11 protein-coding genes are annotated in these 12,286 nt (G+C 33.6%); all 11 read left to right on the top strand.

All coding sequences use genetic code 11. From position 1 onward, the window contains the following. Positions 1 to 140 precede the first annotated feature (140 nt). The 11 genes from MM213_RS01040 to MM213_RS00990 all read left to right on the top strand — a co-directional run bounded on the left by MM213_RS01040 (position 141) and on the right by MM213_RS00990 (position 12,178). Positions 141 to 794: an acetyltransferase gene (locus tag MM213_RS01040; RefSeq protein ID WP_241409442.1), complete on the top strand. Its 654-nt coding sequence runs from the start codon at positions 141 to 143 to the stop codon at positions 792 to 794. Between the two features lie 2 nt (positions 795 to 796). After that, positions 797 to 1,153 carry a holo-ACP synthase gene (locus tag MM213_RS01035; protein WP_241409441.1) on the top strand — a complete coding sequence of 119 codons (357 nt, stop codon included), beginning with the start codon at positions 797 to 799 and terminating at the stop codon, positions 1,151 to 1,153. Positions 1,154 to 1,504: 351 nt separating this feature from the next. Then, positions 1,505 to 2,092 carry an LbetaH domain-containing protein gene (locus MM213_RS01030; protein ID WP_241409440.1) on the top strand — a complete coding sequence of 196 codons (588 nt, stop codon included), beginning with the start codon at positions 1,505 to 1,507 and terminating at the stop codon, positions 2,090 to 2,092. Between the two features lie 252 nt (positions 2,093 to 2,344). Further along, positions 2,345 to 3,370 (top strand): ATP-grasp domain-containing protein, encoded by a 1,026-nt coding sequence (locus MM213_RS01025; RefSeq protein ID WP_241409439.1) that lies wholly within the window; start codon positions 2,345 to 2,347, stop codon positions 3,368 to 3,370. Next, positions 3,357 to 4,466 carry a hypothetical protein gene (locus MM213_RS01020; protein ID WP_241409438.1) on the top strand — a complete coding sequence of 370 codons (1,110 nt, stop codon included), beginning with the start codon at positions 3,357 to 3,359 and terminating at the stop codon, positions 4,464 to 4,466. Before MM213_RS01025 ends, MM213_RS01020 begins: the two co-directional genes overlap by 14 nt. 36 nt (positions 4,467 to 4,502) lie before the next feature. Beyond that, entirely contained in the window at positions 4,503 to 5,417 is a 915-nt protein-coding gene (locus MM213_RS01015; protein ID WP_241409437.1) for a glycosyltransferase, read from the top strand. Between the two features lie 351 nt (positions 5,418 to 5,768). Continuing rightward, entirely contained in the window at positions 5,769 to 7,997 is a 2,229-nt protein-coding gene (locus MM213_RS01010; RefSeq protein WP_241409436.1) for an LruC domain-containing protein, read from the top strand. A 389-nt stretch (positions 7,998 to 8,386) separates the two neighbouring features. Next, complete coding sequence (locus MM213_RS21050) at positions 8,387 to 9,505, top strand: hypothetical protein (RefSeq protein ID WP_241409435.1); 1,119 nt, start codon at positions 8,387 to 8,389, stop codon at positions 9,503 to 9,505. A gap of 17 nt (positions 9,506 to 9,522) precedes the next feature. After that, positions 9,523 to 10,242, top strand: coding sequence for a hypothetical protein (locus MM213_RS01000; protein WP_241409434.1), 720 nt, complete (start codon positions 9,523 to 9,525; stop codon positions 10,240 to 10,242). After that, positions 10,239 to 11,024, top strand: coding sequence for a hypothetical protein (locus MM213_RS00995; RefSeq protein ID WP_241409433.1), 786 nt, complete (start codon positions 10,239 to 10,241; stop codon positions 11,022 to 11,024). The genes MM213_RS01000 and MM213_RS00995 overlap by 4 nt, the downstream gene beginning before the upstream one ends. A gap of 5 nt (positions 11,025 to 11,029) precedes the next feature. Further along, complete coding sequence (locus MM213_RS00990; RefSeq protein WP_241409432.1) at positions 11,030 to 12,178, top strand: YjbH domain-containing protein; 1,149 nt, start codon at positions 11,030 to 11,032, stop codon at positions 12,176 to 12,178. The last annotated feature ends 108 nt before the right edge of the window (positions 12,179 to 12,286 follow it).

The raw sequence follows: 12,286 nt of genomic DNA, 5'->3' as shown, positions 1-12,286 counted from the left end.
TCATCTAATTCATGAGTGTTATGAATGAGTTTTTCCATAATCGCTTTTCATTTAATTATACTTTCTAATCAGCTGGTTTACATATTAAAAATTAAGTGCTGTTTGATTTCTACCTTTCACTGATTACAAAATAAAATCAAATGAAGAAAGTCATTATTGTTGGTGCTGGAGGTCATGCTGCTGAATTAAACGATTATATTTACCATGATAATACTTATAAAAACAGCACTAATAAATTGGAAGTAGTTGGCTTTATTGATGATGATAAAGTGAATTACAATAACTATTCTTTTTCAGCCCCTTTTCTAGGTGACATTTTTAGTCATGAAGTAAAAGAAGATGTTTTTTATCTAATGGGTATTGCTAATCTGAAATTCAGAAAGAAAATAGTGTTTGATTTGATTCAAAAAGGAGCACAATTCACTTCTTTCATCCACCCAGATGCCTTTATTTCACCCTCTTCAAGAATTGGGATAGGTGCTGTAATTGCACCTAACGTAAATTTAGGTCCAAATACAGATATTGGTATGTTCACTATGGTGAATAGTCGTTGCAGTATAGGTCATGACAGCAAAGTCGGTGATTTTAATTTTTTAAGTCCAAATGTATGTTTTTCTGGAAATACGGAAGTGGGAAAGGAAAATCTGTTTGGGATAAATAGTGCCACAATTCCAGGTATTAAAGTAGGCAATGGGAATAAAATTATGGCAGGAATGGTTTTGGATCGAAATGTGGGTGAAAATGAAGTGGTCTTTTTTAGGTTCAAAGAGAAACTTATTGCAATTTCTAAGTAGATATGTTTATTGGCACTGATATAGAGCATGTTTCTCGAATCCAAAGATTATTAGATCATAAACCTCGAATTATTCAAAAGATATTTTTTGATTCCGAATGTAAGTATAGTGATCTAAGAATGATTACCTCTGAATCACTTACAGGTATCTGGTGTGCAAAAGAAGCAGTATTAAAGGCTTTTGCACCTGTATTAACCTTAGAATTAAAGCAGATAGAAATTACGAAAAACCCTAAAGGATTTCCGGAAGCTATAATTCATCATCCAATTGCATCATCACTTTCCTTTCACCTTTCCATTAGCATATCCCATACCAAAGATATTGCTACAGCTACAGCTCTATTACACATGTTAAAATAATTTTTTTTGAGTATCCGCAATTATGCCTTTAATCAATTAGGCGATTGTTTTTTGGCAAACTGATACTAATAGATATTGGATATTTATTGATATTAGTTCGAAATCACAGGTTAATTCAATTATTTAGATTCTACTGGTATGAAAACGGATATACATATAATATTTTTTTTGCAATCATAAATCTTCCAACTATTTAAAATCCTCTTTTTAAATACCAATCATTTACTATTTTATTCCTTTTCAAACTTGAGCTTGTTTCATTTTACCAAAATTAAAGTTCATTTTATAATTTCGTCATGATCGACTAGCCATTTGTAAATGGCAAATTCTATTACTCTTATTTATTTCAAGATGAATCATAGAAAAATAATATTATTAGGGCAGGGGAGTACAGCTTTGGAGTTTTCTGAGTATTTGGAGGATTATGCGGCAATGTTGTGTTATGATTGGAAGATTGTAGGATATCTTATGGTTGAGGAAGAGGAAAATAGACTAGAGAATAACTATTTGAATTTAGGTTTGGCGAGCATGCATATTCCTAAAGCCGATTATACCTACTTGATGGTTTGTGATCCAAGCAGTCAATTTGAGGTATTAAAGCAATTAAAAGATTTAGGAGCGAAATTCATGCGGTTTGTGCATCAAGAAGCTATAATCTCAAAAGATGTGCAAATCGGCGAAGGAGTATTGATTGGTCCGCATGCCTATTTACAGAGGGGAGCTATTGTGGGTAATTTTAATTTGTTAGAAATGTTTTCTGTTGTCTCCATGTTTTCCAAGATGGGTGATTTCAATTATATCTCACCCAAAGTCCATCTGGGCATTGATTGTAAGATAGGAAATCAAAATAGCATTGGGATTAACATTTGTATTCCTAAGGGTAGGATATTGGGAAATCATAATTTGATTCCGTCTAGAGAACCAATGATGTTACGTTGAATATTTATATCAATTTCTAATTATTTTATAATTTAAGAAATCAATTATTTTTACTTTCCATTAAATAAATATGATTATTCGCTTCTTTCAATTTAGCATCAATTTTAAAAATTTAAGAATATTTCGAATCAATGTCTATTAGTAACTTGTCCGCCATGGTGGTTCGAATATCAATAAATATTTAAATCAAGACAAACAAGGTTATTTATTTATTGGCAAAGCTTAAAATAACAATATTAATTAATTCTCTTCTTGATCAAGCTAGCTATTCATAACAGTAAAAGAGGCTTTCATTTAGCATGGATAGCCTACTGTGAAGCCAATTGCATTCCCTACAAACTAGTAAACTGCCTTTCTGATGATTTGATTCAACAATTGCAAGATTGTCATGCTTTGCTTTGGCATCATTCACATATGCTTCCAAATGATTTGATTGCAGCCAAACCTATTTTAGCAGCACTTACTCAGGCATCCTTTCCCATTTTCCCGAATTTGAATACAACTTGGCACTTTGATGATAAATTGGGTCAAAAGTATTTGTTAGAGGTTTTGGGTTTACCATTTGTTAACACATATTTGTTTTATGATGCCTCTAGCGCCAAAGCTTGGGCAAAAAAACAACCTTATCCATTGGTCAACAAGTTGAGGACAGGTTCGGGCTCTAAAAATGTAAAACTCATACAAAATTACAGAACCGCAAAACAGATTATCAACAAAGCTTTTGGTAAAGGTTTTTCAAATTATAATCCGATTGGTAGCCTCAAAGAAAGAATATATCAATTCAAGCAAGGTCGAGTATCTTGGGTTACTGTATTGAAAGGATTATTGAGGTTTTTATATTTCCCAGCTTATGCAAGGATCTTAGGTAGAGAAAAAGGTTATGTACTTTTTCAAGAGTTTATTCCTAATAACCCTTCCGATATAAGGATTATTGTCATTGGGGAGCGTGCTTTTGGGATTACACGTTGGGTTAGAGATCATGATTTTAGAGCATCAGGCTCTGGTGATTTTTCTATTGATCCTAATTTGATACCCCTGTCATGTGTGCAAGATGCTTTTGAAGCTTATGATAAAATCAAGGGGCAGTGTATTGCATTTGATTTTGTAATGGATGGAGATTTACCAAAAATTATAGAAATCAGTTTTGGTTTTGATCCAAAAGCCTTTAGACCATGTCCTGGTTACTGGCAAAAAGATTTGTCTTGGGTAGCAACTCATTTTATTCCTGAGCATTGGATGGTTGACGATTTAATAAAACAGATCAATGCTTCAAAATAGATTACGCAATTTAAAAAATAATCTACTCAATATCCCCGGATGGCGAACTTCCAGGAGACTGGTTGTTTTTGAAAGTGATGATTGGGGAATGATCAGAATGGCTTCTAAGGAGGCTTTTTTTCGTTTAGAGAAAAAGGGATATGAGGTTTATCATTCTTTCTTTGACCAATATGATGCATTAGAGACCAATGAGGATATCGAACAGCTGATAGAGGTACTAAGCAGATTCCGTGACAAGCATGGTCAAGTAGCAAAGTTTACCATGAATATGGTCATGGCAAATCCTGATTTTGAAAAAATAAAAAAAAATAAATTTATAGAATATAGTTATGAGTCCTTTCAAAGCACCTTAAGTAGGTATTCTGACAGAGATAAAGTGATGCAGCTATACAAGGAAGGAATAGCTGCCGGAGTCTTCAGGATGCAGTTCCATGGGCGTGAACATGTACATATCAACCGCTGGATCACAAAGCTAAGATCAGGAGATCAATTGTACTTAGATGCTTTCAAGGAGGAGATGTATGCTTTGGAGGGTGGACATTTGGATGCAATGGCAATGTTTGAAAGTACTGATATCAGTACAGTTAGTATAAGTATCAAGGAAGGTTTGAGGTTATTTGAAGATACTTGGGGCTTTCCATCTACTAGTGTTATTGCACCCTGCTACACTTGGGGTGATGAGACTGAGCGGGAATGGGCAGCTGCTGGAGTGAAATACATTCAAGGAGCAAGGGCTCAAAAGAAGTCCTATATAGGAAAGGATCAAACTACGGTTAGTAGGCATTATATGGGAGAGCAGTCTAAGTATGGCATGATATATATGATTCGAAATGTCAGTTTTGAGCCCGTGACAGCAGCACAGAAAGATTGGGTCAATTCAGCGCTCAAGGAGGTTGATACTGCTTTTCGGTGGGGCAAACCCGCAGTAATTAGTACGCATAGGATCAATTATATTGGGGCTTTATTACCAGAGAATAGAAAAAGAAATCTTCATTTGCTTTTTCTATTCTTGGAAACTTTGCTTAAGAAATATCCTGATGTTGAGTTTGTCAGCAGCGATGAATTGGGACAACTAATCTCAGGTGATAAGCTTTAGTCCGAGATAATTTCTTTACCATAAACAAGGTTAGTTTTGCTATTACACTTATATCATTTTATTCATGCTCTTTATAGAGTTTTTCCTGTCAATTCTATTTACTACAGGGCCAATGTAAGAGAGTTGTTTGGTTGGGTAATGACTAGATTGGTATCTCCAGCTCTCTTGCCTATACATCAGCATTGTTTTGGAGAGATTCAAGGAGAATATATTATCTCTTTGACATCTTTCGGGAAGCGAGTAAATGAGGCCTTTAAAACAATTCTTTCTCTCAAATATCAGAATGGTGCATCTGCTAAAATAATACTTTGGTTAGGTGAGGATGAATGGAACTTTCAAAATATTCCATCTTCCTTAACTCTTTTACTTGATGAGAGATTTGAAATTCGGTTTGTTGAAAATCTTGGGTCTCACAAAAAATATTTTTTTGCGATGAAGGAGCATCCAAGTAAACATATCATTCTCTGCGATGACGATTACATCTATCCGCCGTCTTTCCTCAAGCTCCTGATCGAATCTCATAAGAAATCTCCTGAAAATGTTCACTGCTATAGTGCCAGAAGGATCAAGTATTCATCAAAAGAGGGATTTCTCCCATATCGACAATGGACATACTCGAGACCGAATGATCAGAGATTTTTATTCAAATTACTTCCTTTAGGTGGTGGTGGTGTTTTATTTCCGTGTGGGATTTTTTCAACTACAGACTTGAAAGAATTGCGAATGTTGATTGAAGAGTTCAAAACAACAGATGATTTATTACTTCTGGCTTTTTTGTTAACGAAAGGGAAGTATATTTATCAGTTAGATTATATCAATAAGCTGTTTATACCTTCTTATCCTCAGGGAAAATATCAATTTTTGGCCAAAAATAATCTTCCTTTTCAAAATGACTTGAATTGGAATAAATTGAATAAAAAATTTCAATTGTTTCGTTATTTCTCAAAATAAAAAGTTATAGATTTCCGCTTTCTTTACGGTAGCCAATCAAATGATGTAATTTTAAAGTTTATGAATGCACTAGTAATTAATCGACCAATAAAAAGTAACGATTATCTGCATTATATTTTTGAGAAATATAATTGGTGATTTTATTACGGGTAGTTATTTAACAAAAAGGTAATTGCTATTTTAAAGAAATTTTTATTCAGAATAGAGGATTTACTTTCGTTAATGATTTTTTCAAAATAATTGACACATCCTGTTTACAAAAAATTACAAAAATCAAAATAGGACATAGTTCTTAACCAATTTTTTGACATAATATATTTTACTTTGATCAAATTATTTAAATAACTATCAATGAAAAAATATTTAATACTTCTTTTGGCAGTAACCTTACTTGGAATGACTTCCTGTTTAGTAGAGGAGAACAATATTGGGGAAAATCAATTGAATGAATCAACGATTGATTTCTACAAAATGAAGATACTTCCATTCTTTGACTTTAGCTCAATCACTGATGTTAATTTGAGTGTACAATTCAAATTAATGGGTGGTATTCCTTATGAAGGAGCAAGCTTTGAAGCATACAGTGGTAAGCCTACTATAACTTCAGAAGGATATGATTTTTCTAAATCTGCAAAACACGCGTCATTTCATTTAGATAAAGAAGGAAACTTCTCTTCTCCATTGAAACTTTCCAAAAATATAAATACACTATACTTATATTCAAATTCTGCGGGTATTAATCAAGTGTTTGAAGTTAGAAGAAATGCTAAAAATTTCACACTATCTTATGAAATACCTAGTAATCTGAAGGCTATCAATATAAATCCGTTAGCTGCTAGATCAGTGCCTGGCTACAATACTTTTAGTACAAATGCATGGGATAACAAGGGACTTCCTTTTGGGATACACAACAAATTTATTCAAGCTGGTTTTTTAAATAGGTTAAATCTTTTATTCAGTGTTTCATCTGCGCCAGGGACGAATGGAAATAACATAACTTTTGGAAATGGTTTTACGGCCGAAGGTCGTGGAACAATAGTTGGGTTTGATGGTGGTCCTATTTATGAATATTTTCCTTCTTATGGACAAACTGTTGTTCTTCAAAACAATTTTTTATTGCCTGAGTCAACCTCAGTGGAGCTCACTTTTCTAGATTCTGACAGGGCTTTCAACCATGCATTAGGTTACAAATACAAAAAACCTGGTGATTTGAGTTTTACAGAGGTCATTACCTTTCCTAATACTGGAAAAGATACTCAAAATAACCCAGTTCTTCTCACGGGACATTCTATAAAATTAAAAGATTTATCAAATAATTCCACAAACTTTCCTGCTGGGACTGAGATAGGTTTGTTTGTGGTAGAAAGATCATTTAATCCTTCAACTGGCAGTGTAGATTCAGGTCAATTAAAAATATCACAGGATGAAATTGCTAACATAAAGGGAAATAATCAAAATATCACAAGGCGATTTGTAGCACTCAAATATCCAGAAGAAACTGCAAATATATCTATTGATCATCCTATCTCAACGACAAATTCCATAATCATGGGGTTTGAACAGCATTATAGGGAAGATTTTGCAACGGATGGGGGGTTTACAAATCAATTTACAGACAACCTTGGTTATGGTGATGTAAAAGTAATGTTAACTTTTCCAAGTTTGAATGTAGATCAATTCTCAAACTTAGCAGTTAAAAGTGTTGGTAATCCGCTTCCTAATATGCCTTATTATGAGTCGATACGTGGTGCAGAGCAATGGAACTTTACTTATCATCCAGCAGAAAATGCTTATACAAGGGTAATGTTTGAGGACAATTGGCCTAGTTTAGGTGATGCAGATTTCAATGATATGGTAGTTGATTACAATTATGTCGTAAAGACGGGTACTCGTTCCTTGGTTGGAGAGGTTGCTATGGATTTTAAGTTAATTGCTGTTTCAGCCGCACATAACAATTCTTTTGGAGTGAGGTTAGTTGGTATGCCAGAACATCACAGTATCGGCAAAATTAACAAAAATGGTACAAACGTAGGAGATCCTTCTCCAGAATCCATACCAAGCAGTTTTATAGTATTCGGGAATGTTAATACAATTTTAGGCAATGATTGTCTTAATACGCCGGATCGAACAAAAAATGGTGCTTGTGCTGAAGCGTTTGATGATGACTATAGATCTAGATTCTCTGTGTTTTATGACAAAACAGCTCTACTTACTGACTTCTCATTCGCTCCATTTATATATGTTAATGGAAATAGAGGAAGAGAAATCAATCTTATGGGTACAGTTCCATCTGCTTTAGCTGATGCTAGATATTTTGGGCGAGATAGTGACAATACAGGTACTGGTACTTCATATTCTACAAAAGCTGATAATAGTTTAGGTTTTGGAGAAGGTCTTCCTTGGGTAATACAAACGCCAGCCAAAATTGAATTACCTCAAGACCGTGTTCAAATCAATAAGGCTTATCCAGATCTTGTGCTTTGGGCGACTACTGGAAGCGTTCCTGGTGGTGGCGAGTGGTATTCAAATAAAATACCGGAATTTACCAATAGAAATAAGGGTTTAAGACCCACACCTTAATTTCTTTAAGGTTATTTTCCCATATAGTTAATGTATTTTAAAATTTTAAAGCTATCTGATTCTTTCGGATAGCTTTTTTTATATGATTTATAGCAATGTCATGCTGGTATCTATTTAGTAAAATCAGAGTTTTTTTCTCGCTGATTTTATTTTTAAAAACTGCTTTTTGATGATTTTTTTCTTGATTTTCTAGTATCAATATCCATTGAGTATTTATTCTGATTAGATAAGATTATATATAGATGGATTTAAAAAGAAGTTTGCACCTGATTTTTTTCATGTGGGTGCTATTTATTTACTTTAAATCTCATTATTTATTATTGCTTGTGGCTAAATTAGGTTAGACTTTTTACTGAAAATATCTTTGTGAATATCTACAATTGAAATATATGTTTTTCAGCAAATCAAGAAGTGTTACATTTCTTAAAGTTTCAAAACCCTTAATCTTTCTTTTAAGCGTTGGCATCGTATTTTTTGCTTGTGCACCTATGGATGTGGACAATATCCAACCTTTCCAATATATTATCAAAGATTTCGATGGGAAGATTACTTTAGGTATAGCAAACAAAAAAAAACCTGCTTTGACTGACTTTGAGCCAGGAGGTATAGAACTTCCCCCAGCTACCCTAGAACTGGTGGAAGATATTCTTACGGCTATCTTGAGAGATAATTTGAAAGATGAAAATGAAAATATATTGCAAGATTTTGCTTTTCTAAGAGATCCTGTCGCTATGGATAATAGGCTTAAGGATATTGATGTAAATGATATAGATAATATACTTGATACCACGATTCCATTGGAGGATATTTTTGCAGACATTTTTTTTCTTGTAGAGGATGTTCCGGGTTTGTTTCGATACCTCCCTACTTATATTCCCCCAAAGATTGATGGTATTATTTTTAATTTTTACGATATACCACCTAAGGTTAAAGGGCGGATTATTCCTGTTTTGTTAAACGACTATGATCCATCAAAATTAGTTGCGGTTAATAGTTCTCTTGTGACACCATGTGCAGTAGCAGTAGATGCTGCGTATAATGTGGCTTTGGGGAATTTGATTCTTGAAAGTGAGCGTCAAATCGCAGAGGCAGGTATTTTTTATGATGGAATAAGAGTAGAAATTGCAGATATAAAAAATGACCGCTTTGACTATTTATCGGATACACTTCAAGGAAGTATTGATGAATTGAGAAGATTGGGTATTGCAATTAATATAGCATCAGAAAACCTGTTACGAGAGGGGAAGATCAATGAAGAAATTTATTACGGCATCAAATTATTTATGGTGGCTTTCTTAGTCAAGTCTAGGCAGAATCTAATTATGTTCAATGATACAGTAATAGCAGCTATTGAAAAGATTGCTGATGAGGACATTGAAAGAGTAAATCAAGCTTACAATGACTTTCTTGATGATTTAGAAGATTTATTTGGGGAAGCAATGCAAGATTTAAATGGTATTAGAAATAGTGCACTAAATAACTGTCATAATCAAGGGGGAGGTTCATAATGACTATTAAAATTACAATGTTTAATTACAAGTGGGGTTCTATTCTTCTTTTTCTTGTTTGTTTGACGAGTACGGATTTACAGGCGCAAATAAAACTAAATAATCTATCTGTAGGTTCTTCTGTCTGGTTTAGAACTTATAATACTCCAGACGAGAGAGTTGCCTTAGTGAATCCTCCAGCTGAAAATGGAGAGTTAAATCCAATGTTATTCACCTCTATTATAGCTGAGATAGCATTGGGTGAAAAATATAATTTAGTATCAAGAGTAGGATATGGTACCAATGATTACAGTACCATTTTTACTGTTGGCAATTTGATACGTACTGAGTCTATAGCTCAAGTATTGATACCTCTTAGTCTTGGGATAAACTATAACTTTATTTCATCAGAGAATAATAATGCAGATAATTATTCCAAAAAAGCACATTTCTTTGCAGGTGCTGGATTCAATAGATTATTGATTCAACACAGTATTTCTAGGGTATTGAGTTCTGGTCCCGGCGGTTTTAATGATCGTTATTTTGTAGGAAATGACTTTGGTGTATATATTCATTCTGGGATCAGTAAACCTTTGAGTAAGTCTTTTGACTTGATTTTGGATGCTCGTTATAATGCTGGATATTATATTCATAGAGTTTATCCTGATGAATTGAATGGACAATACCTTAGAAAGAGAATAAGTGCTAATGGAATTGAAGCAGGACTGCGTTTAGTTTTTAATTTCAACAATAAATGATGAAATTCTTGATGCTTAGGGTGCTGCCATTGATTTTTATAGCATTATTTAATAATTCATTTGAGCTATTTGCTCAGTTTAATTTCCTAGGAAAACCAGGTTTAGTCATGACTCCTAGAGCGGCGCATGCTGACTCCACTGATCACTTCTATGTTGGGACTTCTTATATTCCTCTTGAGTATGGTCTAAATAATTTTATGAATAGAATTGGTGCAGAGGATTATTTTGTTGCCAATCTTGATTTCACAAAGAGGCTGCGGATAAATGCTGTTTTAACTCGACCTAGGGATATTCCTAGGATAGGGATTGGTGATAGGCATATTGATATACAGTTTGATTTACTTTACCAAAGAGGCTTGATTCCTAACGTGGGGTTAATAATCACACCAACTTTTGAAGGCTCTGCTTTCTTAAATCATAATGCTATTCTTGTCTCAAGATATTTTGATTTTAAAAAGGGAATAAGGCTAGAAGTTTCGAGTGGATATGGACTTTCTAAGGTCTTCATTAAACCTTTTGATAGCAGATTATTTCAAGGGTTTGAGAATAAGTACCAATGGATTGATAAATCCGTCTACGGCAATTATTATTTAGATGAATTCTTTGGAGGTTTACAACTTAGTTTTTCTAATGTTTTTTGGCTTTCTGGTGAATATGATGGCAGATTTTATAATGCGGGAGCAAGTCTTTTGCTTTTTAAAAAGCTTCATCTTAATACACGACTGTTAGGAATGGAGGCTTTTTCTTATGGTTTTGGATATAGGTTTTTATTGAAAGATTAATATAAATGGTGATTTTGCTGAGGTTCTTGGTTTTCTTTTGTGTCATAAGTGCCTCACTTTCGTTTGAGTTATCTGCACAAGACATCCTTTCCAAGTATGAAGAAAGTCTAATTGAAAATGGATTTGAACAGGTCATTCTTAATGCAAGTAATGACAAAAAGGAGTTTATTTTATATTTTGAACACAGAGGATTAAGAAATCCGCTAGATGCACTCAAATTGGCTAAAATTCTAGCAGACGAATTTGATGTACCTATTAAAAATTATATTCCACTGCATTTGGGTGTAGCTCTTGGTAATTTTATGTATGATGGGAAGGATTTTGTTGGTGTTGATTTGGTAGATACAAATAAGAGAGAATTATCCTATGCTTATAACGCAAACAAATACAAATTTAATTTTTATATGGTACCCGAGATTCAAAGTAGGTTTGGTTATTTTGAACAACCAGTCCAAAGTAAGATTAATTGGATAGTTGGAACTACTTTTAATTTAGGTCAAGGGTTTGGATTGCATACTGGGATATTGGTTCCGCTTTTGAACAATCTGGATAATCAAGAAAGAAACGTTAGATTGGCTCCCACGTTTTTAAGTACTTTTTCTAATTTTCTTTCTTTCCACTACTTCACTTCTTACACAGGATTATTTTATAATGATAGATATGGAATTAACCTTCAATACCGATACGGAGACCCTTCGAAACTTTGGAGTTTAGGTTGGGAATTGGCGCTAACAGGTCTTTATGTTTTACCTTCATCAGGTTTTTATTTTGAGGGTTTTAATGATGAAATGGTTTTGGTAGACTTTGAATACTATTTCCCTAAAGAAATGCTAACTCTTAAAGTTCAAGGAGGACAATTTATGGCTTTTGATAGGGGTGTTCGACTTGATCTTATTCGGCAATATGGTGCTGTTGATGTTGGATTTTATGGAGTGAAAACTCAAAATGGAACCAATGCAGGCTTTATGTTTCATCTACCCTTGATACCTAGAAAGTTATTTAGGTCTAAGAAAATAGAGTTGAGAATGAGCGAGTCATTTAGATGGTCTTATTTCTTTAGTAATGAAGGTAACATTGGTTCAAGAATTAAGTCTGGTCATATGCTTTCTGATATTACTAGACAGCACAGGCATCTCTTTATTCGCAATCAGTGAACTGGTATTTATTTTATTGGTTCTTTTTCATTACTCCATGAATAATTTTATCAATTGGTTTATGAATTAACCCATATCATTTACTTTTTTGTTTGAGATTTTTTTAAA

The sequence above is a fragment of the Belliella alkalica genome (assembly GCF_022549785.1).
GTDB classification, from domain to species: domain Bacteria; phylum Bacteroidota; class Bacteroidia; order Cytophagales; family Cyclobacteriaceae; genus Belliella; species Belliella alkalica.
Note: the sequence above shows the minus strand (reverse complement) of the source record. Positions and strands in the feature narration are given on the sequence as shown.